The sequence below is a fragment of the Rhodococcus sp. DMF-1 genome (assembly GCF_021441945.1).
Classification (GTDB): Bacteria; Actinomycetota; Actinomycetes; order Mycobacteriales; family Mycobacteriaceae; genus Rhodococcus; species Rhodococcus ruber.
On the sequence record NZ_CP090442.1, the window covers coordinates 5,622,292 to 5,645,979 of the forward strand.

Here is a 23,688-nt window from a genome sequence, read left to right on the forward strand (position 1 = left end):
CCCGGCGATGCCGTATCGGATCGTGCGCGTCGTCGCGCGGCGGCTCAACGGGCGGCGGGGCCGGTTCCTGCTCGTGCATGCGGTGGTGTTCGCGGCGATCGGGTACAGCTACCTGATCGCCCCGGCGACCTCGACGAGGAAGGGCGCCTTCGCGTGGCTGCTCGACGCGCTGCCGCTGCAGGTGCTGGGCTGGCCGTGGCTGATCGCTGCGGTGGTCGCGGTGGTGTCGGCGGCGTCGTACGATCCGCCCCGCTCGGACCGGGCCGGGTTCGTCGCGATCACCTCGGTGCCGCTGCTGTGGGGGATGCTGTTCGGGTTCGCGTGGGTGGCCGGGTTCTCGCCGACGGCGTGGATCAGCGCGGTGACCTACATCGGGTATGCGCTGATCGTGATGGTGGTGGCGTCGTGGCCGAACCCGATCGACGTCGAGGTGATCCCGACGCCACCGCCTCCTCCGCCCTCGGGTGGTGAACGGTGACCGCGGCCTCGACGATGTGGGGGAGCGTCGGTGTCATCGTCGCAGCGTTGCTGACCTACCTGGGGGTGCGGTTCTCGTCCCGTTCGTCGGAGAAGGCGGCGCAGCACACCGTGCAGGCGGACGCCTACACGAAGGCGTTGACGATCTGGGAGACGAGCGTGGCTCAGTTGACGAAGGACGTGCAGCGGTTGTCTGCGGATCTGGAGACGGCGCGGCGGGATCTGGATGCGGCGCGTGCGGAGATCCGGGGATTGGTGGACAACCGTCAGACGTGGGAGCGGCGTGAGGCTCTGCTCGAGGCGCGCGGTGCGGCGCCTCGAGCAGGAGCTGCTTGCGCACGGGGTGACGCCGCCGCCGTGGGAGCAGGCGACCGGGGCCTGACCGTTCTGCTGCATTTCTGCTGCACGTTCGGGTGGGGCTCTGCTCCTGTCGTCGTGTTCCGGCTGGTGAAGCGTGGTGCCCCCACCAGGGCTCGAACCTGGGACCTGCGGATTAAAAGTCCGTAGCTCTACCAACTGAGCTATAGGGGCGTGGGCGCACAGTCTAACTGCATCGCGCCGGTCAACAGTATCGGACGGCCGTGCCGCTCGAAGGCTCGGGTGCGCACCCCCTGCGGCGCACCCGAGCCGGATAAAAGCATACCACTTGGTGTGTTCTGTGCGAAGACGGGAAATGCCTGGCTGTGCGCGTGCCGGTCGCCCGGCGGCTACAGTGGCGATCGGGGGACCGCAGGTCACGTTCGGAGGCACGAACCCCCATGTCACGTCAGCAAGAGCGGGCGCGGCGCACCCGCGCGTCCATCGTCGAATCCGCGGCGATCGAATTCGCCCGGCGCGGATACGGCGCAGCCTCGGTCAACGCGATTCTCGAGCACTCCGGGGCGACCAAGGGCGCGATGTACTTCCACTTCGATTCGAAGGAGGAGCTCGCCCGGGCGGTGCTCGCGGAGGGCCTCGACCGTTATCGGGTGATCACCGAGCGGTGGCTGCACGCGCCGGGGCTGGATCCCTTCGAGCGGTTGCACGGCCTCGTCGGAGATCTCGCCGACGCCCTGCAGGGCGACGTCATCATCCGGGCCGAGTTCAAGCTCGTGACCGAACCCGAGTTCGACGCCGAGGCGAAGCTGCGCGGCAGCTCGGTGTGGGGAGCCGCCGGCCGCCGGCTGGCCGTCGAGGCGCGGGACGCGGGGCTGTTCCGTGCCGGCGTCGACCTCGAACGGTTCCTGGGTGTGCTCGGGGCGTGCCTGGCCGGCCAGCGCTACTTCCACGATCTCACCGCGACCGACGTCGACGTGCGGGCCCGCTTCGCGGAATGCCTGGACGTGTGCCTCGAGGCGACGGCCGCGCCGGAGTGGCTCGAGCGGCGGCGCGGGGCGCCGGAGTCGCCCATGGAGGGCGAACAATCGGCGTGACCTGCTGATTTGTGAATCCGGAAACCGGTGTCCTAAGCTATCCAAGCTCCCAACGGAACGCGAACCCGTTGAGGGTGCGGGTCGGAGTAATCCGGCGGGCCCCCTTCGTCTAGCGGCCTAGGACGCCGCCCTTTCAAGGCGGTAGCGCGGGTTCGAATCCCGTAGGGGTACGCTTGCGGAAGCAGTATCGCCGCATGCAGTACGGTTTGACCACAAGTGAAGAGCATGGCCCTGTGGCGCAGTTGGTTAGCGCGCCGCCCTGTCACGGCGGAGGTCGCGGGTTCGAGTCCCGTCAGGGTCGCAGAGTTGGCAATTGGCATTCGGTTCGGGTGCCGTCCGGCCAGGTAGCTCAGTTGGTACGAGCGTCCGCCTGAAAAGCGGAAGGTCGCCGGTTCGATCCCGGCCCTGGCCACCACACAACTTCATACGGTAGGCCCACCGCCCGGCGGTGGGTTTTCTGTGGAAATCCCCTTCGGGGATGCACACGGCCCTGTGGCGCAGTTGGTTAGCGCGCCGCCCTGTCACGGCGGAGGTCGCGGGTTCGAGTCCCGTCAGGGTCGCTTCACGGCGAAGGCCCGGTCCCGACACGGACCGGGCCTTCGCCGTCCTGCCCGGTTCAGCCGCGGGCCCGGAGTTCCCTGCGAAGAAGCTTGCCGGACACGGTCTTCGGGATCTCGTCGATGATCTCCACCAGCCGCGGGTACTTGTACGCCGCCATCCTCTCCCTGGCGAAGGCGATCAGTTCCTCCTCGGTGACCGAGTGCCCCGGACGGAGGCTGACGAACGCCTTGACCGTCTCGCCGCGGTAGCTGTCCACCACCCCCACGACCGCGGCCTCGCGCACCGCATCGTGCTCGTAGAGCACGTCCTCGACCTCTCTCGGCCAGACCTTGTACCCACCGGCGTTGATCTGGTCCTTCTTGCGGTCGACGATGTAGAACCAGCCGTCGGCGTCCATGTACCCGACGTCCCCGGTGTGGAGGGCACCCCCGGGCAGCGCGGTCGCGGTCTCCTCGGGCTTGTTCCAGTAGCCGGCGACCACCTGCGGCCCCGACGTGACGAGCTCGCCCACCTCCCCGACGGGAAGGTCGTTGCCGTCCTCGTCGACGACCCGCACGACGGTGTCGAAGGTCGGGACTCCGACCGACAGGGCGCCGGAGGCCTCGTCCACCGGAGCCCGGGTGCCGAACGGAACTGCATGCGAGGGAGAGGTGGTCTCGGTGAGGCCGTAGATGTTGTGGATGTACGTCCCCGAGAACGTCTCGAACGCCGCGACGGTGCTCGGCGGTATCGGCGCTCCGCCGGAGAAGATCTTGGTCAGCGTCTTCAGCGACTCACCGCGGGCGCCGGGAACGTTCATCAGCGCGATGAACACGGTGATCGAGCCGACCGTGAACGTCGCCTGTTCCACCGCCACCGTTTCGAGGGTCACGCCTGGGTCGAGCCGGTACATCAACACCAGGGGCGCGCCTGTCAGCAGGGCGACAGCGATGTGCCCGACGAGCCCGGTGATGTGGAACAGCGGGGCGATGCCCAGCACGACGTCGTCCGCGCCGAGTCCCACCCATTCCCGGTAGGTGCGGGCATTGAACACCACGTTGCGGTGAGTGGTCATCGCACCCTTCGGTGGTCCGGTCGTACCGGATGTGTAGGTGAGGAACGCGATGTCGTCCGGGCCGAGGGCGTGCACCGGGACGGGCCGTCCCCAGAACTCGGCCAGGAGCGCCTGCAGGTCGAGAGTGCCGGGCAGATCGAGGCGTTCGATGCCGGAGAAGATCCGCTCGTCTCCACGCGTCTGGTATTCCAGTTCGGACGTGGTGATCACGATCCGGACGGCGGTGCCGGCGACGACGTGCTGTGCGACGTCCCGGTACAGCCCCTGGAGTGCAACGAGCACGGTAGCCCCTGAGTCCAGGAGGATTTCGCCGAGCTCGCGTTCCTTGTTCATGGGGTTGACGGAGACCGGGATACCGCCGGCCTTCCAGACACCGAGCTGCGCCACGACGAACTGCGGGACGTTCTGCAGGAACAGCGCCGCCCGCTCACCCGGGCAGAAGCCGTGGGCCGTCAGTGCGGCCGCGAACGCGTCGGACTGCTCGTCGAGTTCACGGCGGGTCAGACGCCCGTCGAAGTAGCGGATGATGTCCGCGTCCGGGTCGCGAGCGACGGTGGCGCGGAACATCTCCAGCGCGTCGGTGTACTCCGGCTCGATGTGGGTCGGCAGGCCCGGCGCGTAGCGCGCGAGCCACGGCTTGCTGTCGTAGACGCCCGTGTGCGCGTCGCGGGGTCCGGCTGCGCTCATCGGATGACGACCGGATTGACCGGGGCGCCCGTGCCGCCCACGACCTTCAGCGGGGCCGCGGTGTACAGGAAGGTCCAGCGGTTGTCGGCGGCGCACGCGTCGGCGAGGTCCTCGAGCCAGGCGATCTCGGTGAGGGCGACGCCGAGATTGCGCATGAGCGCGCAGTGCAGGGGCAGCGCCACGCCACTGGCCGGGTCGGTGGTCACCTCGTTGGCGATGGTGTCCGTGACCAGGTTGGGGATCTCCCGGTTCCGGAACCATTCGACGAGTCCGCGGCTGTACGTCAGGCCGGGTTCGCAGAAATCGGCGTAGAACTCGGTGGTGTCTTCGAGGCTGTACCAGTACTTCAGCCAGCCGGTACGGATCACGAGGATGTCGCGCGGCTCGATGGTCACGCCCTGGGCGGCGGCGGCCGCCTCGAGGTCGTTGTGGTCGAAGGTCTCGCCGGCGTCGAGCCACTCCTTGCCCCGGTGGCGGGCCATATCGATCAGGATCCCCCTGCCCACGACGCCCTTCTCGGCGATCGGCAGCACCGAGGCCTTGTCCATGCTGCCGACGGTGCTGCGCGCGTCGTATCCGTTCCAGAGTTTGCCGTCGTACCAGACGTGGCCGAGGGCGTCGTACTGGGTGGAGCCCTGCAGGAAGAGGGTGGCGGTGTCGTCGGCGTAGTGCAGTCCGCCGGGGAACTGCGGGGCGTCCTCGCCGTCCCACGACGATTCGTCGAGGGTGTTGCGGCGATCGATGCCGCTGCGGCTGGGCCACAGGGGATCGCCGGGGCCTCCTTGCGGCCCATGTGGATCTGCAGGGTGAACACGTCGCCGGACTCGACCTCGGCTATTCCGCCGAGAACCTCCTTGGTGCCGAGGAAGTTCAGAGCTCCGATCTCGTCGCCGGCGCCCCAGCGTCCCCAGTTGCTGGGGGCGTCGTCGCCGAGCAGTTCGCGCATGGACGGGGCGTCGGACATACCGTCTCCTGTTTCGGGGGTCGAGGTGCAGTTGCCGCTCACCGAGCGTTCGTACGGTAAGCGTTCGCTTATGGTGTAGGTCACATCTCGAGGTGTCAACCCGCGGAGGACGAGGGCGCGCCGCCCGCTCGTGATGCGCACCGCAGAGCCTGGGCCGGTGTCGTCTCGGCGGGTCTTCGACGGCGGAACGGGTCGCCACCCTGTACGTTCAGTTTGCACCGGACCCGGTGCGGTTCCGGCGCTGATCCGCAGGGCGGAGCCGGGTCGAGCGTCGGATGAGAACATGTTCTAGAGTGAGTTCGATCTTCCGGACGGACGCACTCCGGTGACACGACGAACGAGGTGATCTGTGCGAGTAGCTCTGCTGTCGTACCGCAGCAAGCCGCACTGCGGTGGTCAGGGCGTGTACGTTCGACATCTCAGCCGCGAACTCGCGGCACTCGGCCACGACGTCGAGGTGTTCTCCGGGCAGCCGTATCCCGAGCTCGACGACGGGGTCACCCTGGTGAAGGTCCCGAGCCTCGACCTCTATCGCGACGACGACCCGTTCCGCTTTCCGCACCCGCGGGAGATCCGCGACGCGATCGACCTGCTCGAGCTGGGCACGATGTGGACGGCGGGGTTCCCGGAGCCGTTGACCTTCAGTCTGCGCGTGGCCCGGCTGCTGCGCGACCGGGCCGGGGAGTTCGACGTCGTGCACGACAACCAGTGCCTCGGCTACGGCTTGCTCCGGATCGCGGATGCGGGCCTGCCGCTCGTCGCGACCATCCACCATCCGATCACCCGCGACCGGGAGCTGGACCTCGCGAGCGCCCCGACGCTGCGCCGCAGGATCACGTTGCGCCGATGGTACGGATTCCTGCGCATGCAGGCCCGGGTGGCGCGGCGCATCCCGACCCTGCTCACCGTCTCGAAATCCTCCGAGGACGACATCCGTACCGCGTTCGACATCCCCGACGGGCGCTTGCGCACGATCCCGCTGGGAGTGGACACCGAGATCTTCGCCCCGCCGTCGACCGAACGCGTGTCCGGCCGCATCGTGTGCGTGGCCAGCGCGGACGCACCGCTCAAGGGCGTCGCCAATCTGCTCGAGGCGGTGGCGAAGCTCCGCACCGAGCGGCAGGTCGAGCTGGTGCTCGTCACCAAGCTGGCCGCGGGCGGCGTCACCGAGAAGCTGATCGAGCAGCTCGCCATCGGGGACTCGGTACGCACCGTCTCCGGGATCGACGACGGCGAGCTGGCCGGACTGCTCGGTTCGGCGCAGGTGGCCGCGGTCCCGTCACTCTACGAGGGGTTCTCGCTGCCCGCGGTCGAGGCCATGGCCTGCGCCACGCCGCTGGTGGCAAGTCGCGCCGGTGCGATTCCCGAGGTGGTCGGCGATGCGGGCATCCTCGTGCCCCCGGGTGACAGCGAACAGCTGGCCGCGGCGCTGGCACGGGTTCTCGACGATCCCGCCGAACAGGCCCGGCTGGGGTCGGTGGCGCGGGCCCGGGTGCTCGAGCGATTCAGCTGGGCGGCCGTGGCCGCCCGGACCGCCCAGGCCTACCGGGATACCGTTGCGGCCCAGGCAGGAAGGACCGAAGTCTGATGCTGACAGTCGATTTCGACCGGCTGGGGGTCGAACCCGGTGACCGTGCCATCGACATCGGCGCGGGCGCCGGACGGCACTCGTTCGAGCTCTACCGCCGGGGCGCCGACGTGGTGGCGTTCGACCGCAGCGCGGAGGACATGAAGGCCGTCGGCGACATGTTCGCGGCGATGGAACTCGAGGGCCAGGTACCCGAGGGAGCACTGGCCCGGGCCGAGGTGGGCGACGCCCTCGCCCTGCCCTACGACGACGAGACCTTCGACGTGGTGCTGATCTCCGAGGTGCTCGAGCACGTGCCCGAAGACGACCGCGCCATCGCCGAATTCGTGCGGGTGCTCAAACCCGGCGGCGTCGCGGCCGTCACCGTCCCGCGGTGGCTGCCGGAGCAGATCTGCTGGGCGCTGTCCGACGCGTATCACGAGGTCGAGGGCGGCCACGTGCGGATCTACAAGGCCGACGAACTGGCAGCGAAGCTGACGGCCGCAGGCCTGACGGTGCGCGGCCGGGACCACGCCCATGCCCTGCATTCGCCGTACTGGTGGCTCAAATGCGCCGTGGGCGTCGACAACGACGACAACCCCCTGACGAAGGCGTATCACCGTCTCCTCGTATGGGACCTGATGCAGGGGCCGTGGCTGACGCGCACGGCGGAATCGTTGCTGAATCCGGTGCTCGGCAAGAGCGTCGTGTTCTACCTCGAGAAGCCGACGGTTCCCGTTGTCGGCCGCTGACTTCCGCCCCGGCGGGGCACGGCACGCGGTTCCGGCCGTGCCGGGAGTGCTGTCCGAGGATCAGTGCCTGCGAACCGCCCGCGCGATCGCCGACATGCAGGAGTCCTCCGGAGCGATCCCGTGGTTCCCCGGTGGTCACACCGACCCGTGGGACCACATCGAGTCCGCGATGGCGCTCACCGCCGCGGGGTTGTTCGAGGAGGCCGAGGCGGCCTTCGACTGGTCCCGTCGGACCCAGCGGCCGGACGGCTCGTGGCCCATGCAGTTCCGCGGGGACGCCGTCGAGAACCACGACGCCGACTCGAACTTCACCGCGTACATCGCGGTGGGGGTGTGGCACCACTACCTCGTCACGGGCGACACCGACCATGTGGTGCGCTTGTGGCCGACGGTGCGGGCGGCCCTCGACCATGTGCTCGAGCTGCAGGCACCCGGAGGCGAGATCTACTGGGCTCGAGGCGAACACGGCACGGCCGACGAGGCTCTGCTGACGGGGTGTTCGAGCATCCACCACAGTCTGCAGTGCGGGCTGCGCCTGTCGGAGGTGGTCGGCGACCCCCATCCGGACTGGGAGGTCGCGTGGTACCGGCTCGGCCACGTGCTGCGACGGCATCCGGAGGCATTCACCCCCAAGCCGGAGTACTCGATGGACTGGTACTACCCGATCCTCGGCGGGGCGGTGCGCGGTGCGCCGGCCCGGCAACGGATCCGGGAGCGCTGGGACGATTTCGTGGTCGGCGACATCGGCATCCGCTGCGTCGACCACCGGCCGTGGGTGACGGGTGCCGAGACGTGCGAGCTCGTCCTCGCCCTGGACGCGATCGGTGAGGCCACGACGGCCCGGATCCTGCTGGCCGCCATGCAGCATCTTCGCGACCCGGACGGGTCCTACTGGACCGGAATGGTGTTCACGGACGGAAAGCGCTGGCCCGTGGAGAAGAGCTCCTGGACCAGCGCTGCGGTCATCCTCGCCGCCGACGCGCTCTCGCGCAGCACCGCCGGCAACGGAGTGTTCCGCGACGCCACCGCACCCGCCGGATGGGTCGCCGCCGAGAGCTGTCACGAGGACTGCCGGGTGACGGTCTGAGCCGTCAGCCCGGCAGCATTCCGGCGGTGCCGGAAGTGCGTTCGAGCACGCGCAGCGAACCGGTCACCGACACCTCGGTGAACTCGCCGCTCCCGAGCGCGCGCAGGTAGACCTCGTACGGGGGACGGCCGCCGTCCTTCGGATCGGGGAACACGTCGTGGATGATCAGGGCGCCGCCGACACGCACCCACGGCGCCCAGCCCGCGTAGTCCGCCTGCGCCGCCTCACTGCTGTGACCACCGTCGACGAACACGAACGACACCGGGGTCCGCCAGAACTCCGCGACCTGGCCGGATCGTCCCAGCACCGCCACGACATGAGATTCGAGATCCGCGTCGGCCAGGGTGTGGCGGAACCGTCCCACCGTGTCCAGATGCCCGGTGTGCGGGTCGACGAGGGCCGGATCGTGGTACTCCCATCCGGGTTGGTGCTCCTCGGACCCGTGATGATGGTCGATCGTGACGATGGTTCCCCCGGTGGCCTTCGCGGCGGCTCCGAGATAGACGGTCGAGCGCCCGCAGTAGGTGCCGATCTCGACGCCGACCCCGTCGCCGAGATACCGGACCGCGGCGTCGTGCAGGGCCGTGCCCTCGTCGATCGGCATGAAACCCGGTGTCGCCTCGGCCAGCTCGATCGTCTCCCGGGGCAGGGTGGTGCGGGTCATGATGATCGGTCTCCGTTCGTTGCGGTCCACGGTGTGCTCGGAAGCGGTACGTATCGGAACCACAGTACCCACCGGTTCCGGCGGGCCACCCGGCAAGCCGCCGGATGCAGGTCAGGCGCCGTAGCCGCCGTCGACGTCGAGGATCTGCCCGGACACGAAGTCCGCCCGGTCCGAGGCGAGGAAGGCGACGGCCTCGGCGACGTCGTGGGCGTCGCCGAAGCGTCGCAGGGGAATGTTGTTGCGCGCGACGGACAGTGCGCGCTCGTCGAGTTCGCCGGACCCGATCAGCCGGGCGGCGGTGCCGTCGGTGAGCATGCCCGGCCCCACCGCGTTGACCCGCACCCCGAATCGCCCTTCCTCGGCCGCCAGCGCCCGCACGAGGGCTTCGATCGCACCCTTCGGTCCGGCCGACAGGCCGTCCCGGACCGGGAACCGGCGGGTCGCCGCCGTCGTCACCGCGACGATGTTGCCCCGCGACTCCCGCAGCCGGGGCAGTACCGGGTGGACGAGATTGAAGAACGCCCCCGCGTCGCCCACGAGCTGGTTGCGGAACTGCGCGGGCGTCACCCGGCTCAGGTGCACCATCGGCACGTGCGGTCCCGCCGCGTGGACGAGGGTGTGCAGTGCACCGAAGGTCGCGACGGCTGCGTCCACGACCCTGGCGGCCGCGGCGCTGTCGCTCAGCTCCGCCTGCAGCGGCAGCACCTTCGCCCCGAGGGTGCGCAGGTCCGCCGCCAGTGCGGCGGCGGCCCCGTCGTTGCGGTGGAACGTGAAGGCGACGTCGCTGCCGCGCTCGGCCAGTATCCGGCACACCACCCGGCCGATCCCGCCGGTGCCGCCGGCCACGAGGGCCGCGCCCGGGCGGTCCGCGAAGTCCTGCACTGCTCACTCCTTCGGTTCTCGCGCCACGTGGCCGCCTAGAGCGGGCTCGGGGAACTCCCTCGGTGGGCTCACGCCTTGCGGCGCCGGGCGAGCACGCCGCCGATCATCGAGTCGAGTTCGGTGCCGAGCGGCCATCCGACATAGTGGCACAGGAACAGGGCGATCTCCTTCAGTTGCGGTTCGTCGAGTTCCTCGTTGTGGAGTGCGGCCCCGACCTGGATCTCGGCCACGTCGATCAGCCCCTGTGCGGTGAGCGCGCCGAGCAGCAGCAGCCGCCGGTCGCGGATGCTCAGCCCGGGCCGGGACCAGATGTCGGCGAAGAGGTGGTCTGCGGTGACGGCGAAATGGTCGCCGGGCCCGTCCTGCATCTCCCAGCCGTACACCTGCGACATCATGTCCAGGCCGCGGCGGCGACGGTCGTCGGTCATGCGGGCTCCTCCTGTCGTGCGTTCTCTCCCCGGCCCACCCCGAGACCCGGACCGAGGTCGCCGAGCGCGCGCGCTGCGAGGGGCAGGTCGACGCCGAGCCGAGCGCCGAGACCGAGGGCCAGCGACAGGTCCTTCTCGCCCAGCGCACGTACGTGGTCGAGGATCGGGAACCAGAAGTCGTCCGGTGGGATCGGTGCGGTGGTGTCCCGGAGCATGATCGCCCCGGCGCCCCCGCTGATCGCGTCGGTGTGGCGGACCACCTTCCCGAGCGCGGTGATGTCCAGCCCGGCCGCCTCGGCGAGCCGCTGCGCCTCCGCGGCAGCGGTGAACGACACGAAGTGCAGCAGATTCCGGGCCAGCTTCATCCGGGTGCCCGCGCCGACCGGACCGGCGTGCACGACGAGGTCGGAGAACCACGAGAACGGTTCGCGCACCATGTCGAACGCCGCGTCGGAGGCGCCGACCATCACCGCGAGCCGGCCCTGCTCGGCGCCGGGGGCCCCGCCGCTGACGGGAGCGTCGACGAGCTCGAGCCCGCGCTCGGCGCATGCGGCGGCGAGTTCCACGGCGGTGGTGTCGGCGACGGTCGAGTGGACCGCGATGACCGTGCCGGGCCGCGCGCCGCCGAGCAGTCCCGCGACGACTGTGCGGACCTGGGCATCGTCGACGACGGTGACGCAGACGACGTCGCATTCGCGCGCGAGGTCTGCGGGGTCGTCGGCGGCTCGCGCGCCGGCCGCGGTGAACGGCGCGACGGCCTCGGGCCGGGTGTCGAGCACGGTGAGCCCACCCGGCCGGTCCAGCAGTCGCTTCGCCATCGGGGCCCCCATGTTGCCGAGGCCGATGCAGCCGAGCCGGGTCACGAGCGGATCACCTGGCCGCCGTCGACGTTGAAGATCTGCCCGGTGATCCAGTCCGCCTCGTCGGAGAGCAGGAACAGGCACATGCCCACCAGATCCCCGGGGGTGCCCATCCGTTTCAGTGGCAGTCTGGAAACCATGTCCGCCACCATGTTTCCCGGTGTGACGGTGCGGGTGGCCTCGGTGTCGATCGGGCCCGGGGCGATCGCGTTGATGCGGATGTTCGAGCCGCCGAGTTCGGTGGCCAGCTGCTGGGTGAGTCCGTTGACGCCGACCTTGGCCAGGCCGTAGAAGCCGGAGTACACCCATGCGGCGGTCGACGACTGGTTGACGAGCGAGCCGCCGTTCGCCGTCATGTGCGGCCACACCGCGCGGGTGACGTTCAGCGCGCCGTCCATGTTCACGCTCATGAATTTCCTGTAGTAGTCCCACGGAACCGTCAGCAGCAGATCGAGTTTCATGCCACCGTAGATCGCGGCGTTGTTGACCACGTGGTCGATGCCGCCGAACGTCTCGACCGTGAATGCCGCGAGTTCGCCGGCCGAACCGGGATCGGACACGTCGACGGTCTTGAAGACGGCGGTCCCGCCGTCGGCGACGATCTGCTCGGCCACGTGCTCGCCGCGCTCGGTGTCGATGTCCGCCACGACGACCGAGGCGCCCTCGGCGGCAAGGGCCTTGGCGTACGCCTCGCCGATGCCCTGGGCCGACCCGGTGACGATGGCGGTACGGTCGGCGAAACGCGTTGTGCTGCGGATCATGTTCGTCAGCCTCTCTGCTTCGCCGCGGGTTCGGCGACGAGTTTGGTCTCCAGGTACTCCTCGAAGCCGGCCACACCCATCTCGCGGCCGATCCCGGACTGCTTGTAGCCGCCGAACGGAGCGTCGGCGGCGTACCAGATCCCGCCGTTGACGCTCAGGGTGCCGGTGCGGACCCCCTCGACGACCCGGCGGATCCGGTCCTCGTCGGTACCCCAGACGGCTCCGGACAGGCCGTAGGGGGAGTCGATCGCAATGCGGATCGCCTCGTCGTCGCCGTCGTAGGGGAGGATCACGAGGACCGGCCCGAAGATCTCCTCCCGGGCGACCCGCGCGTCGTTGCCGACCCCGGCGATCAGTGTCGGTTCGACGAAGAAGCCGCGCTCGTGCTCGGCGGGGCGGCCACCGCCGACGACGATCGTCCCGCCCTCCTCGACGGCGAGCCGCAGATAGCCCTCGACCCGGGCGCGCTGGCGCTCGGAGATCAGCGGACCGCACACCGTGCCGGGGTCGTCCGGGTCGCCGGGCCGGATGCCGCGCAGCGCGTCGGCGGTGACGCGGACCGCCTCCTCGTAGCGGCCGCGGGGGACGAGCAGGCGGGTCGTGATGGCGCACCCCTGCCCGGCGTGGGTGCACACGGTGAAGGCGGCCATCGAGCAGGCGGCGCCGAGATCGGCGTCGTCGAGCACGATGAACGCCGACTTGCCGCCGAGTTCGAGGAACACCTTCTTCACGGTGTCCGAGGCGGCGCGCATCACCGACCGGCCGGTGGGGGTGGATCCGGTGAACGACACGAGATCCACCCGCGGGTCGGTCGCGAGCAGGGCGCCGAGGGCATGGTCGCTCGAGGTCACGATGTTCACCACGCCCGGCGGGATGTCGGTCTCCTCGGCGAGGATCCGGCCCACGACCGCGGCGCACCACGGCGTGTCGGGCGCGGGCTTGAGCACCATCGCATTGCCGGCGGCGAGCGCGGGGCCCAGCTTGGCGAAGTTGATCTGGTGCGGGAAGTTCCACGGGGTGATCGCCCCGACGACACCGACCCCCTCGCGGAGCACGTAGCGGTGGGTGGGGATGCCCATCGGCGCGGCGTTGCCGAGATCCTGGCGCCACGCGTAGTTCTCGGCCAGATCGGCGAAGTACCCGAGGTCGCCGACGGGGCCCTCGAGATGGGCTCCGGTGGTGAGGAATCGGGGGGCGCCGGCCTCGGCGATGGTGATCGCCCGCAGTTCCTCGAGGTGACCGCGCAGCGCATCGCGGAGCTGACGCAGGCAGCGGGCCCGGAAGGAATGGTTGCGGGACCAGCCGGTGGTGTCGAAGGCGCGACGGGCCGCCTCGATCGCGGCGTCCGCGTCGGCGGCGGTGCCGTCGGCGGCGGTGCCGAGGACTTCCTCCGTCGCCGGGTTCACGACCTCGAACGTGCCTCCCGAACCGGGAACGAGTTTGCCGTCGATGAGCAGTGCCGAGCTGCCGGTCGGAATCAGGGACATCGGTGCTTCCGTTCGTCGGGGCGGCGTGGCGGGCGGTATCGGAACGGGTCCGGCGGGGCGTCGAGTGCCGGGCGGCACGATGTGAGCCCCTCATTTTCTGGACAGCTGTCTGGACTATAGTTCGGCTAGGGGGGTGGCGCAATGCCGCCGGACCGGTCCGCGCGGCGGCAGGGACGCGCCGGCGGGCACTCGGGACGGCCGGCAGTTTTTCCTCCGGCGACGGCGTGGGACGGACTCAGGATCGCGCGGAGGCCGCGCGAGCGGCGGCCAGGGCGCCCGCGACCACGTTCTCGTAGATGCGGTCGAGGTCGAGCTCGTCGCCGAGGAAGCCGCTGCGCACGATCACGGCGAACCCGTGCATCGCGGTGAACAGGCTCACCGCGGCCTCGAGCGTGTCCTCCTCCGGCACCCCGCACGAGGCGAGCATCGAGCGGAGGGCCGAATTCGCGTCGAGGGCCGCCGCGAGCAGGGCGCTGCGGTCGCCCGGCGCCACCGTCAGCGCCTGGTAGCGGTGCGGATGCTCGGAGGCCCACGCCCGGTGCGCATCGATGAGAGCGCGCAGGCCTTCGGGCCCGCTGCGGCCCATTGCCACCTCGCGGAGCCGGGCGCCGAGCTCGGTCATCGTCCGCACCTGGATCTCACCGCGGACGTCGTCGAGTCCGCGGACGTGGTTGTAGAGCGAGGCGGTGACGATGCCGAGACGGCGGCGAGGGTGCTCATCGTCAGCTGCTCCCAGCCGGACTCGTCCACCACCGCCGAGGCCGCGTCGATCACCTTCTCGCGGCTGAGATTCCGACGGCGTATCGGCCTGTGCTCTCCGGTCCCCATGCAGCCATCCTACGGATCTTCCATTTCAAACGAATGTGTGTAGCTTGTAAACGACGGTCATTCGTAGACATGTGCGAGGTGGTCCCGTGACGGCATCCCGTATCGACCTGAAGAACCCCGACCTCTACACCGAGGGCGTCCCTCACGACGTCTTCGCCGAGCTGCGGCGCAATTGCCCGGTCTACCGGCAGGACGAGGAGGACGGACCCGGCTACTGGGCGGTGACGCGGCATGCGGACGTCACCGCGGTCTCGCGCGACAGCACCACGTTCTCGTCGGCGCTCGGCACGACGCAGATCGACGAGTTCGACGAGGAGACCCGCCGCAAACAGGCGGCGATGCTCGTCAACCTCGATCCGCCCGAGCACACCCGGTTGCGCCAGCTCGTCAGCCGCGGATTCACGCCCCGGGCGGTCCGGACGCTCGAGGGACACATCCGCGGCATCTGCAACCGCGTCGTCGACGATCTCGTCGAGCGGGGCCGCGACGGCGCGGTCGTCGACTTCGTACCGGTGGCCGCCGCTCCGCTTCCGCTCGAGGTGATCGCCGCCCTGCTCGGCGCACCCGGGGAGGACGTCGACAGGCTCTGCGACTGGTCCGACCGGATGATCGGGTTCGACGACCCGGAATACGGCAACACCCGCGCCGACGGAGAACTCGCCGCCGCGGAGATCTTCTTGTACGCCAACGAGATCGCCGCGGCGCGCAGGGCGGAGCCGCGCGACGACATCGTCTCCCGGCTCGTCCGGCCGGACGAGAACGGTGACACGCTGACCGAGATGGAGTTCGACATGTTCTTCGTGCTGCTGGTGGTGGCCGGGAACGAGACGACGCGCAACGCCGCCGCCGGCGGCATGCAGGCCTTCGTCGACCATCCGGAGCAGTGGCGTCGCCTGCAGGCCGAGCCGGAACTCGCCGCCGGTGCGGTCGAGGAGATCCTCCGGTGGGTCACCCCGGTGATCGGGTTCCGCCGCACTCCGACGTGCCCGGCGACGATAGGGGGCCAGCCCGTCGAGGCGGGGGACAAGGTGGTGGTCTACTACCCGAGCGCGAACCGGGACGAGGACGTTTTCGAGGATCCGCACGTCTTCGACATCGGGCGCACCCACAATCCGCATGTGGCGTTCGGCGGCACCGGGGTGCACTTCTGCCTGGGTGCGCACCTGGCGCGGCTGGAGTTGCGGATCCTGTTCGAGACGCTCGCACGCCGGATCGAGCGCGTCGAGCCCGCGGGCCCGGTCCGGCGGTTGCGCTCGAACTTCGTCAACGGCATCAAATCCATGCCCGTACGCGTGTACCCGAAGGGGTGACCGGTGTACGGAGGCCGTTGCCCCGGACAGGCGACCGTAGTAATGTCCAGACACGTGTCCAGAAATGTGAATCTCGAATCCACCCGCCGCCGTCTCACCGAGAAGCAGGCCGACACCGTGGATCGCCTGACGCGCGCTGCCGTGGAGGTCCTGCGGGAAGAGGGGTTCGCAGGACTGACCGTACGCAACGTCGCCGCCCGGGCCGGTGTCGCACCGGCGACCGCCTACACCTACTTCTCGTCCAAGGAACACCTTGTCGCCGAAGTGTTCTGGCGCCGGCTTGCCGCCTCGCCCGAACCCGAGGCGGCCACGACCGACCGCGTCGGCCGGGTGGTCGCGGTGTTGCGCAACGTCGCGCTGATGATGGCCGACGAGCCCGAACTCGCCGGCGCGGTCACCAGCGCACTGCTCGGCCGCGACCCCGACGTCGAACACCTGCGCGCCCGCATCGGCCTCGACATCCGGGCGCGGCTCGCCACCGCGCTCGGCCCCGACGCCGATCCCGACGAGATCGAGGCGCTGGAAATGCTCTACGCCGGCGCCCTCGTCCGCGCGGGCATGGGATACGAGACCTACGAGAAGATCGCCGATCGGCTGGAGACCTCCGCCGCACTTCTATTGGAGTAGCGCATGACCCAGGCTTCGCTCGAACCGCTCCTGTTCGATCCCTACGACTACGGCTTCCACGAGGATCCGTACCCGGTCTACCGGCGTCTGCGCGAGGAGGCGCCGCTCTATCGCAACGACGACCTCGGCTTCTGGGCCCTGTCCCGGCACGCCGACGTCGTCGCGGGCTTCCGCGACCACACCCGGCTCTCCAGCGCCAACGGGGTCTCCCTCGACCCGTCGGCCTACGGACCCCACGCCCACAAGGTCATGTCGTTTCTCGCGATGGACGACCCCCGCCACATGCGCATGCGCCGGCTCGTCTCGAAGGGCTTCACCCCGCGCCGGGTCGCCGACCTGCGCGGCCGCATCCTCGAGCTGACCCTCCGATACCTCGACACCGCCTTGGGCACGGGCGAATTCGACTGGATCGCGGAGTTCGCGGGCAAGCTCCCGATGGACGTCGTCTCCGAACTGCTGGGTGTGCCCGAGGCCGACCGCGCCGAACTGCGCCGGCTGGCGGATCTCGTGGTCCACCGGGAGCAGGGCGTGCTCGACGTGCCCGTCGCGGCGATGGAGGCGTCGCTGAACCTCGTCGGCTACTACGCGGACATGCTGGCGCAGCGCCGCACACACCGGACCGAGGACCTCACCTCGGCCCTGCTCGACGCCGAGGTCGACGGAGACCGCCTCGACGACGACGAGATCATCGGCTTCATGTTCCTGATGGTCGTCGCGGGCAACGAGACCACCACCAAACTTCTCGGCAACGCGCTGTACTGGGGTGCGAAGAACAAGACCGAGCTGGCCGGCGTCCTCGGCAACCCGGACGCCGTCTCCGGTTGGGTGGAGGAGACACTGCGCTACGACACCTCCAGCCAGATCGTCGCGCGCACCGCCGCCACCGACATCGAACGGCACGACGGCACCATCCGCGCGGGCGACAAGGTACTGCTGCTCATCGGTTCGGCAAACCGCGACGCCGAGGTGTTCGCCGATCCCGACACCTTCCGCATCGGCCGCGACAGCGCGTCCAGGATCGCCAGCTTCGGTGGCGGCGTGCACTTCTGCCTCGGTGCCCACCTCGCGCGCCTCGAGGCGAACATCGCGCTCGAACAGTTCGCCGCGCGCGTCGCCGACTACGACGTCGACTTCGACCGTTGCGAGCGCGTGCACTCGACCAATGTCCGAGGCCTCGCGGCCCTGCCCGTAGAGGTGACCCGGCGCCATGCCTAGATTCGAGCCCAATCCGCCGCGCCGGCCCGCGATCGTCGGCGGCGCCTCCTCCGGCATCGGTACGGCCACCGCGTTCGCACTCGCCGCCCTCGGTCACCCGGTCGCCCTCGGCGCCCGGCGCGTCGAACAGTGCGAGGCCCTCGCGGAGAAGATCCGCGGCGAAGGCGGCGAGGCCGTCGCGCACTTCCTCGACGTGTCGTCCACCGACTCGGTCGACGAGTTCGTCACCGCCGCCGAGAACGCCCTGGGCCCCACCGAGATCGTCCTGTCCGGCGCCGGCGACATGGATTTCCGGCTCGTGCACGAGATGGATCCGGACCGGTTCGAGTTCCAGGTGAACGTCCACCTCGTCGGCACGCAGCGTCTCGCCCATCGCGTGCTCCCCGGGATGATCGAACGGCGCCGCGGCGACTTCGTCGTCATCGGTTCGGACTGCGCCGACGTCGCGCGGCCCCGCATGGGCGCCTACGTCGCCGCCAAGACCGGTCTCGAGGCGCTCGTGCGCCAGATGCGGATGGAACTCGAGGGCACGGGGGTTCGCGCGTCGGTGGTGCGTCCCGGCCCGACACAGACCGGGATGGGGCTCGACGCCCCCGCGGAGGTCATCGAGCCGCTGCTCGCCGACTGGACCAGATGGGGCTTCGCCCGGCACTCCTACTTCCTCCGCGCCTCCGAGATCGCGAACGCCGTCGTCGCCGTCGTGTCGGCCCCGCGCGGAACCCACCTGGTACTGACCGAAGTGCAACCGGAAGCGCCGCTGCTGAAGGACTCTCGGGGAAAGGACCCTGAATGACCACGATCGTCACTCCCACGCGTGTCTCGGGGGGCGAGCACGAACACGGCCACCTCGAGGAGCTGCGCACCGACCCCATCGGACTGATGCAGCGCGTCCGCGACGAGTGCGGCGACGTGGGGTCTTCCAGCTCGCCGACCGCAACGTCGTGCTGCTCTCCGGCGCGCGGGCCAACGAGTTCTTCTTCCGCTCCGCCGACGAGGACCTCGACCAGCAGGCCGCGTACCCGTTCATGAAGCCGGTCTTCGGGGAGGGTGTGGTCTTCGACGCCAGCCCCGAGCGCCGCAAGGAGATGCTGCACAACTCGGCGTTGCGCGGCGAGCAGATGAAGGGTCACGCGGCCACGATCGAGCGCGAGGTCCGGGACATCGTCGCGGGCTGGGGCGACGAGGGCGAGATCGACCTGCTGGAGTTCTTCGCGGAGCTGACGATCTACACGTCCTCGGCCTGCCTGATCGGCAAGAAGTTCCGCGGCCAGCTCGACAGCCGGTTCGCGCGCCTGTACCACGACCTGGAAAAGGGCACCGACGCGCTCGCCTTCGTCGACCCCTACGCGCCCATCGAGAGCTTCCGTCGCCGCGACGAGGCTCGTCGCGGGCTGGTCGCCCTCGTCGAGGAGATCATGGTCGATCGCATCGCGAACCCGCCCCGAGGCAGGGAGGACCGCGACATGCTCGACGTCCTCGTCTCGATCGAGGACGAGGACGGCGCCAAGCGGTTCAGCGCGGACGAGATCACCGGCATCTTCATCTCGATGATGTTCGCCGGCCACCACACCACGTCGGGAACGGCGGCCTGGGCGCTGATCGAGCTGCTGCGCAATCCGGAGTACCTGCGCGGGGTCACCGACGAGCTCGACGTCCTCTACGCCGACGGTGAGGGCGTGAGTTACCATGCGCTGCGGCAGATCCCGCTGCTCGAGGCGGTACTGAAGGAGACGCTGCGGCTGCACCCGCCGCTGATCCTGCTGCTGCGCGTCGCGCGCGGCGAGTTCGAGGTCGAGGGTTACCGGATCGGGAGGGCGATCTCGTCGGCGCCACCCCGGCGATCTCCAACCGCATCCCGGAGGACTTCCCGGAGCCCGATTCCTTCGATCCGGGCCGCTACATCGATCCGCGGCAGGAGGACATCGTCAATCGCTGGACCTGGATTCCGTTCGGGGCGGGCCGGCACCGGTGCGTGGGCGCGGCGTTCGCCCTCATGCAGCTCAAGGCGATCTTCTCGGTCCTGCTGCGGGACTACGAATTCGAGATGTCCCAGCCGTCCGGAACCTACCGCAACGACCATTCCAAGATGGTGGTTCAGCTCGCGCAGCCGTGTGCAGTGCGCTACCGCCGTCGGATGTGAGGACACCCCCGTGAAAGTGGAAGCAGACCTCGACCTGTGTCAGGGGCATGCGATGTGCGCGCTGGAAGCACCGGACGTCTTCGACGTTCCAAAGCACGGCACGGTCCGGATCCTGATGGACGACATACCCGAAAACCTGCGCGGCGACGTCGAATCCGCCGTCCGGTACTGCCCCACCCGAGCCCTCCGCATCGTCGAGGACTGATCCCGAGGAGACACGTCATGGCACCGTTCGACCGAGCCGAACTCGACGAGATGATCGAACGCTGGATCGGAGCGAACATGAAGGCCGAGGCAGCCGGCGACTGGAAGCCCTTGGCCGAGATGTACACCGAGGACGCGACCTACGGTTGGAACTACGGCCCGAAGGACGACTTCATGGCCGTCGGAAGGGCGGAGATCCGCGAACTCGCCCTCGGCCAGGAGATGGCCGGTCTCGAGGGATGGCAGTACCCCTACCAGCGGTTCGTCGTGGACGAGCGGACCGGCGACGTCATCGGCTTCTGGAAGCAGGTCGCCGACGCGACCCGCGACGACGGATCACACTACGAGGTGTACGGCTTCGGCGGCAGCTGGTTCCGCTACGGCGGGGACTTCCAGTGGTCCTGGCAGCGCGACTTCTTCGACTTCGGCAACGTCTCCCACCTGTTCCTGGAGATGATCACGGCCGGCACCCTGTCCGACGGCATGAACAGGCGGATCGAACGGTCGACGTCGACGAAACGCCTGCCCGGCTGGTACCCGGCCGGACAGGCACCGGTGCCGCTGTGGTGAGCCCGGTGAACGTCCGCGACTCGTTCGCCGCGCTCACCCGGTCGGACCTCGCCGTCCTCGTCCCCGAACTGCTTCTGTGCGGCCAGCTCGTCGACCGGTCCGGGATGGCCCACCTGATCTCGGCGTTCGGACGGCAGGGGATGGCCGAGGTGGCCGTCGAGGAGTGGCAGGCGTCGAGCCCGTGGTACACCCGGCGCATGCAGCGCGCCCTGCGGTACGAGGGCGACGGCGTCGAGACGATCTTCAAGGGGCTGCAGCTCGACATCGGTGCGCCGCCACAGTTCATGGACTTCCGGTTCCGCGTCGACGACCACGACCACGGCGAGTTCCGGCTCGACCACTACGGTGCGCTCATGGACGTCGAGCCGCTGGGCGAGGCGTATGTGACGGCCATGTGCCACGACATCGAGGACCCCACCTTCGACGCGACCGCCCTCGCCACCAACCCGCACGCGCAGGTGCGGCCGATCCACCGGCCCCCGCGCCGGCCGGCCGACCGCCACCCGCACTGCGCGTGGACGGTGACGATCGACCCGTCGCACGTGCCGCCGGAGACCGCCCCGCACACCGAGGCGATCGGCCTTACCGCGGCCGTCGCGGTGGAACTCGGTCCGATCGACCCGGCGGACGAGGACGCGGCGACTCCTCCGGCCCCTTGCTCTCCGACCTGCGGTTCGCGGACTTCCGCACTCGGCCCTCGTACGGCTTCCTTCTCGGCGTGCGCAAACGCACCGACGAGGACACCGCGCTGTCCCTCGCCCGCAAGCAGCTGACCGGCATTGCGGGGCTGGCGTCCGAGCGGCTACGCGACGCCCTCGGCCTGCCGCGCGACGTCGAAGGACTGGCGACGGTGCTCTCGGTCCACCCTGTGTTCGCGCCGAGGCAGTACGTCGATTGCGAGATCAGTTGGGAGCCCGGCAGGCTGCACCTGCGCCTCGGGCGGTCCGGGGGTGCCGACGCGGACGGATCGTGGCCCACCCTGATCGACGGGGACCACCTCGGGCCGTTGCAGGCGCTGGTGCGCGGCGTCGACCCGCACTTCACCGCGCGCGTGGTGTCCGAGGACGCCCACGCGCTCACCGTCGAGGTGATCCGCGAGGCCGAACCCGCGAGCGAGTGCGGCGAGGTCGCGATCACCCGCTTCAGCACCGGCGCGACCTTCGCGTTCGCCGACCGGGGAATCCCCCTGCCGCTCACCGTCGTCTGAACGCCCCGCCCCCATCCGTCCGGCCCGTACCGGCCGAATGTCACATCGGTTCGATTCGATCGAACCGATGTGACATTCGGCCACACCGACGGGGTGGGGGAACGTTCAGGTCGCGGCGGCGGCGATGCCGGCGCGGCGGCCGAAGAAGCTGCTGTCCCCGAGCGACGTGCCGCTCGCGTAGCCGCCTGCGCACACACCGGAGGTGCAGCGGCCCGCGGCGTACAGGCCCGGGATCGGCTCGCCGGAGACGTGCAGGACCTCCGAGTTCACGGTGGTGTGCAGGCCGCCGAGGGTGAAGCCCGCGGTGCAGTTGCGCAGGTCGAGCGCTGCGACGGGGGTCCCGATCGGTCTGACCCACTCGGGCTTCTTCCCGAGGACGGGGTCGGTGCCGGCCGCGGCGTGCCGGTTGTACACCTCGACGGTGGCCTGCAGAGTGCCCTCCGGCAGGCCCATGTCGGATTCGAGTTCGGCGACCGTCTCCGCCGCCCATTTCGGCGGGAACCGGAAGTACGGAGTGGAACTGGTGGTGGCACAGCCTTCTTCGTAGGAAGCCTCGTCGATGACGAGGTACGCCTGGTTGTCGTTGCGCAGAAGGGTGAGCTGTCCGACGCGTCCGGGGTAGGTGTCCTCGGGGACGTACCGCTGGCCGCGGGCGTTGACGAGAATGCCGCGTGCCATCAGTTGCGGATCGGCGAAGAACGCCACCTCGGTGGCGCCCATGTGCGCGAGGTCGGCGCCGAGGGCCTGAGCCATCCGGATGGAGCAGCCGTCGTGCTCCTCGATCGCGGCGGCCGGCCGGCCGATGAGCTGCGGGGCGAACGCGGTGACCATGGCGTCGTTGTACGCGAAGCTACCGGTGGTGAGCACGACGCCGCGACGTGCCCGCACGAAGACCTCGTCGCCGAACTTCTTCGCGGCGATCCCGACGACCCGATCCGCGTCGTCGACGATCAACTGCTGCACCCGGATGTCGAACACCGGTGTCACCCCGAGGGATTCGGCCGTCTCGGCCAGCGGCTTCATCAGCATGCCCGCCGCCCTGCTCGCCGGTGCGCGGTTGCTCATCTGCGGCACGTGGCCGCGCAGGGCGTGGCGCGCGCTGGAGCGGTGTGCCGCCGCCCAGGTAGACGATGCCGCCGGACAGGGCCGCGGCACCGCCCAGCCGCCGGTGCGTTCGAGGATCAGCACGTCGGCGCCGGCGCGGCCTCGATGGCGGCCGGACCCCGGCGATGCCGTAGCCGGCGACGACGACGTCGGCCTCGTGGTCCCAGGCGGTGATCTCGGCGGCGCGCAGTGGGCGGAAGGCGGCAGTGGTCATGGAGGTGTTCCTTCTCTGTCGTGGACCGTCAGCAGGTCGAGTCCAGCGTGGCGGCGAGCTTGTCGAGGTAGGCGAGGATCTCGTCCTCGGGGCGGTCGGGCAGGCCGAACATCACTTCGGTCACGCCGAGGTCGCGCCACCGCTGGAGCCGGGCGGGGTCGGGCGGCCGGCGAGGACCACGATCTCCGGGGCGCCGTCGCGGCCGGCTTCGGTCCAGGTGGTCCGCAGCCGTTCGACGCGGTCGTCGATGTCGCGTTCGATCGGGGTGGTGATCCAGCCGTCGGCGGAGCGGGCGATCCACGCGAAGGTGCGGTCGGTGCCGCCCGCGCCGATCAGCACCGGTGGGCGGGGCTGCTGGATCGGTTTGGGCCAGGCCCAGCTCGGGCCGAACGAGACGAACTGCCCGGCGTAGGCCGCCTCGTCCTCGTTCCACAGGGCCTGCATCGCCTCGAGGTACTCGCGCAGCGCGGTGCGCCGTTTTCCGGGCGGTACGCCGTGGTCGGCGAGTTCCTCGGCGTTCCAGCCGAATCCGGCGCCGAGGACGACCCGCCCGCCGGAGAGGTGATCGAGGGTCGCGACGGTCTTGGCCAGCGTGATGGGGTCGTGCTCGAGGGGCGAGGGCGACC

The 23,688-nt window shown here is 69.9% G+C and carries 18 protein-coding genes, 5 tRNA genes and 6 pseudogenes; 17 read left to right on the plus strand and 12 right to left on the minus strand.

Annotation, left to right across the window (positions count from 1 at the left end; genetic code table 11):
- The first annotated feature begins 7 nt into the window (after nucleotides 1-7).
- Nucleotides 8-478, plus strand: a complete 471-nt coding sequence (locus LZP97_RS25945) for a hypothetical protein (protein WP_048772400.1) — start codon at nucleotides 8-10, stop codon at nucleotides 476-478.
- A gap of 454 nt (nucleotides 479-932) precedes the next feature.
- Here LZP97_RS25945 and LZP97_RS25950 read toward each other — a convergent pair.
- A tRNA-Lys gene (locus tag LZP97_RS25950) sits at nucleotides 933-1,008 on the minus strand.
- A gap of 227 nt (nucleotides 1,009-1,235) precedes the next feature.
- On the opposite strand from LZP97_RS25950, the gene LZP97_RS25955 reads away from it, so the two are divergent.
- From LZP97_RS25955 to LZP97_RS25975, 5 genes are all read left to right on the plus strand, one after another.
- Nucleotides 1,236-1,889 (plus strand): TetR/AcrR family transcriptional regulator, encoded by a 654-nt coding sequence (locus LZP97_RS25955; RefSeq protein WP_017680903.1) that lies wholly within the window; start codon nucleotides 1,236-1,238, stop codon nucleotides 1,887-1,889.
- Between the two features lie 97 nt (nucleotides 1,890-1,986).
- Nucleotides 1,987-2,061, plus strand: a tRNA-Glu gene (locus LZP97_RS25960).
- Between the two features lie 55 nt (nucleotides 2,062-2,116).
- Nucleotides 2,117-2,190: transfer RNA gene (locus LZP97_RS25965), tRNA-Asp, on the plus strand.
- Nucleotides 2,191-2,227: 37 nt separating this feature from the next.
- Nucleotides 2,228-2,304 (plus strand) — tRNA-Phe (locus LZP97_RS25970).
- A 71-nt stretch (nucleotides 2,305-2,375) separates the two neighbouring features.
- A tRNA-Asp gene (locus LZP97_RS25975) sits at nucleotides 2,376-2,449 on the plus strand.
- 56 nt (nucleotides 2,450-2,505) lie between these two features.
- Here the strand turns inward: LZP97_RS25975 and LZP97_RS25980 are convergent.
- Together LZP97_RS25980 and LZP97_RS25985 are read right to left on the minus strand one after the other, a co-directional pair.
- Complete coding sequence (locus LZP97_RS25980; RefSeq protein WP_048772394.1) at nucleotides 2,506-4,191, minus strand: class I adenylate-forming enzyme family protein; 1,686 nt, start codon at nucleotides 4,189-4,191, stop codon at nucleotides 2,506-2,508.
- A pseudogene (locus LZP97_RS25985) lies at nucleotides 4,188-5,155 on the minus strand (cyclase family protein). The gene LZP97_RS25980 and the pseudogene LZP97_RS25985 overlap by 4 nt, the downstream one beginning before the upstream one ends.
- A 349-nt stretch (nucleotides 5,156-5,504) precedes the next feature.
- On the opposite strand from LZP97_RS25985, the gene LZP97_RS25990 reads away from it, so the two are divergent.
- The 3 genes from LZP97_RS25990 to LZP97_RS26000 are packed head-to-tail and all read left to right on the plus strand — an operon-like array spanning nucleotide 5,505 to nucleotide 8,561.
- Nucleotides 5,505-6,743 (plus strand): glycosyltransferase family 4 protein, encoded by a 1,239-nt coding sequence (locus LZP97_RS25990; protein ID WP_026137807.1) that lies wholly within the window; start codon nucleotides 5,505-5,507, stop codon nucleotides 6,741-6,743.
- Nucleotides 6,743-7,474, plus strand: a complete 732-nt coding sequence (locus LZP97_RS25995; RefSeq protein ID WP_017680902.1) for a class I SAM-dependent methyltransferase — start codon at nucleotides 6,743-6,745, stop codon at nucleotides 7,472-7,474. Before LZP97_RS25990 ends, LZP97_RS25995 begins: the two co-directional genes overlap by 1 nt.
- Entirely contained in the window at nucleotides 7,461-8,561 is a 1,101-nt protein-coding gene (locus tag LZP97_RS26000) for a hypothetical protein (RefSeq protein ID WP_017680901.1), read from the plus strand. Before LZP97_RS25995 ends, LZP97_RS26000 begins: the two co-directional genes overlap by 14 nt.
- 4 nt (nucleotides 8,562-8,565) lie before the next feature.
- Here the strand turns inward: LZP97_RS26000 and LZP97_RS26005 are convergent, their stop codons facing one another.
- The 7 genes and pseudogenes from LZP97_RS26005 to LZP97_RS26035 form a co-directional block, all read right to left on the minus strand.
- A complete protein-coding gene (locus tag LZP97_RS26005) occupies nucleotides 8,566-9,225 on the minus strand; it encodes a class I SAM-dependent methyltransferase (protein WP_026137805.1) in 660 nt (219 codons plus the stop codon).
- A 111-nt stretch (nucleotides 9,226-9,336) separates the two neighbouring features.
- Nucleotides 9,337-10,107 (minus strand): SDR family NAD(P)-dependent oxidoreductase, encoded by a 771-nt coding sequence (locus LZP97_RS26010; protein ID WP_082061336.1) that lies wholly within the window; start codon nucleotides 10,105-10,107, stop codon nucleotides 9,337-9,339.
- Between the two features lie 68 nt (nucleotides 10,108-10,175).
- Nucleotides 10,176-10,535 carry a carboxymuconolactone decarboxylase family protein gene (locus tag LZP97_RS26015; RefSeq protein ID WP_040274086.1) on the minus strand — a complete coding sequence of 120 codons (360 nt, stop codon included), beginning with the start codon at nucleotides 10,533-10,535 and terminating at the stop codon, nucleotides 10,176-10,178.
- Nucleotides 10,532-11,398 carry an NAD(P)-dependent oxidoreductase gene (locus tag LZP97_RS26020; RefSeq protein ID WP_040274088.1) on the minus strand — a complete coding sequence of 289 codons (867 nt, stop codon included), beginning with the start codon at nucleotides 11,396-11,398 and terminating at the stop codon, nucleotides 10,532-10,534. Before LZP97_RS26020 ends, LZP97_RS26015 begins: the two co-directional genes overlap by 4 nt.
- Nucleotides 11,395-12,156 carry an SDR family oxidoreductase gene (locus LZP97_RS26025; protein ID WP_040274090.1) on the minus strand — a complete coding sequence of 254 codons (762 nt, stop codon included), beginning with the start codon at nucleotides 12,154-12,156 and terminating at the stop codon, nucleotides 11,395-11,397. Before LZP97_RS26025 ends, LZP97_RS26020 begins: the two co-directional genes overlap by 4 nt.
- 5 nt (nucleotides 12,157-12,161) lie before the next feature.
- Complete coding sequence (locus tag LZP97_RS26030; RefSeq protein WP_040274093.1) at nucleotides 12,162-13,643, minus strand: aldehyde dehydrogenase; 1,482 nt, start codon at nucleotides 13,641-13,643, stop codon at nucleotides 12,162-12,164.
- A 235-nt stretch (nucleotides 13,644-13,878) separates the two neighbouring features.
- Nucleotides 13,879-14,471, minus strand: a pseudogene (locus LZP97_RS26035) (TetR/AcrR family transcriptional regulator).
- A gap of 86 nt (nucleotides 14,472-14,557) precedes the next feature.
- Here LZP97_RS26035 and LZP97_RS26040 point away from each other — a divergent pair.
- From LZP97_RS26040 to LZP97_RS26075, 8 genes and pseudogenes are all read left to right on the plus strand, one after another.
- Nucleotides 14,558-15,781: a cytochrome P450 gene (locus LZP97_RS26040; RefSeq protein WP_040274096.1), complete on the plus strand. Its 1,224-nt coding sequence runs from the start codon at nucleotides 14,558-14,560 to the stop codon at nucleotides 15,779-15,781.
- 66 nt (nucleotides 15,782-15,847) lie between these two features.
- Entirely contained in the window at nucleotides 15,848-16,408 is a 561-nt protein-coding gene (locus tag LZP97_RS26045; protein WP_017680893.1) for a TetR/AcrR family transcriptional regulator, read from the plus strand.
- Nucleotides 16,409-16,411: 3 nt separating this feature from the next.
- On the plus strand, nucleotides 16,412-17,623 hold the full coding sequence (locus LZP97_RS26050) for a cytochrome P450 (RefSeq protein WP_040274097.1): 1,212 nt from the start codon (nucleotides 16,412-16,414) through the stop codon (nucleotides 17,621-17,623).
- Nucleotides 17,616-18,416, plus strand: coding sequence for an SDR family oxidoreductase (locus tag LZP97_RS26055; protein ID WP_010593902.1), 801 nt, complete (start codon nucleotides 17,616-17,618; stop codon nucleotides 18,414-18,416). Before LZP97_RS26050 ends, LZP97_RS26055 begins: the two co-directional genes overlap by 8 nt.
- Nucleotides 18,413-19,763, plus strand: a pseudogene (locus LZP97_RS26060) (cytochrome P450). Before LZP97_RS26055 ends, LZP97_RS26060 begins: the two are co-directional and overlap by 4 nt.
- 10 nt (nucleotides 19,764-19,773) lie before the next feature.
- Complete coding sequence (locus LZP97_RS26065; RefSeq protein ID WP_010593905.1) at nucleotides 19,774-19,968, plus strand: ferredoxin; 195 nt, start codon at nucleotides 19,774-19,776, stop codon at nucleotides 19,966-19,968.
- A 17-nt stretch (nucleotides 19,969-19,985) separates the two neighbouring features.
- Entirely contained in the window at nucleotides 19,986-20,537 is a 552-nt protein-coding gene (locus tag LZP97_RS26070; RefSeq protein ID WP_017680889.1) for a hypothetical protein, read from the plus strand.
- Nucleotides 20,531-21,744, plus strand: a pseudogene (locus LZP97_RS26075) (hypothetical protein). The gene LZP97_RS26070 and the pseudogene LZP97_RS26075 overlap by 7 nt, the downstream one beginning before the upstream one ends.
- Before the next feature lie 105 nt (nucleotides 21,745-21,849).
- Here LZP97_RS26075 and LZP97_RS26080 read toward each other — a convergent pair.
- Together LZP97_RS26080 and LZP97_RS26085 are read right to left on the minus strand one after the other, a co-directional pair.
- A pseudogene (locus tag LZP97_RS26080) lies at nucleotides 21,850-23,062 on the minus strand (FAD-dependent oxidoreductase).
- A gap of 28 nt (nucleotides 23,063-23,090) precedes the next feature.
- Nucleotides 23,091-23,677 (minus strand): annotated as a pseudogene (locus LZP97_RS26085) (TIGR03619 family F420-dependent LLM class oxidoreductase); the annotation flags it as partial.
- Nucleotides 23,678-23,688: the final 11 nt, after the last annotated feature.

Bases quoted from the DNA above. Each gene is read 5' to 3' on its own strand.
- LZP97_RS25945 (WP_048772400.1), top strand. From the start codon at position 8: ATGCCGTATCGGATCGTGCGCGTCGTCGCGCGGCGGCTCAACGGGCGG.
- LZP97_RS25955 (WP_017680903.1), top strand. From the start codon at position 1,236: ATGTCACGTCAGCAAGAGCGGGCGCGGCGCACCCGCGCGTCCATCGTC.
- LZP97_RS25980 (WP_048772394.1), bottom strand. From the start codon at position 4,191: ATGAGCGCAGCCGGACCCCGCGACGCGCACACGGGCGTCTACGACAGC.
- LZP97_RS25995 (WP_017680902.1), top strand. From the start codon at position 6,743: ATGCTGACAGTCGATTTCGACCGGCTGGGGGTCGAACCCGGTGACCGT.
- LZP97_RS26005 (WP_026137805.1), bottom strand. From the start codon at position 9,225: ATGACCCGCACCACCCTGCCCCGGGAGACGATCGAGCTGGCCGAGGCG.
- LZP97_RS26015 (WP_040274086.1), bottom strand. From the start codon at position 10,535: ATGACCGACGACCGTCGCCGCCGCGGCCTGGACATGATGTCGCAGGTG.
- LZP97_RS26025 (WP_040274090.1), bottom strand. From the start codon at position 12,156: ATGATCCGCAGCACAACGCGTTTCGCCGACCGTACCGCCATCGTCACC.
- LZP97_RS26030 (WP_040274093.1), bottom strand. From the start codon at position 13,643: ATGTCCCTGATTCCGACCGGCAGCTCGGCACTGCTCATCGACGGCAAA.
- LZP97_RS26050 (WP_040274097.1), top strand. From the start codon at position 16,412: ATGACCCAGGCTTCGCTCGAACCGCTCCTGTTCGATCCCTACGACTAC.
- LZP97_RS26055 (WP_010593902.1), top strand. From the start codon at position 17,616: ATGCCTAGATTCGAGCCCAATCCGCCGCGCCGGCCCGCGATCGTCGGC.
- LZP97_RS26070 (WP_017680889.1), top strand. From the start codon at position 19,986: ATGGCACCGTTCGACCGAGCCGAACTCGACGAGATGATCGAACGCTGG.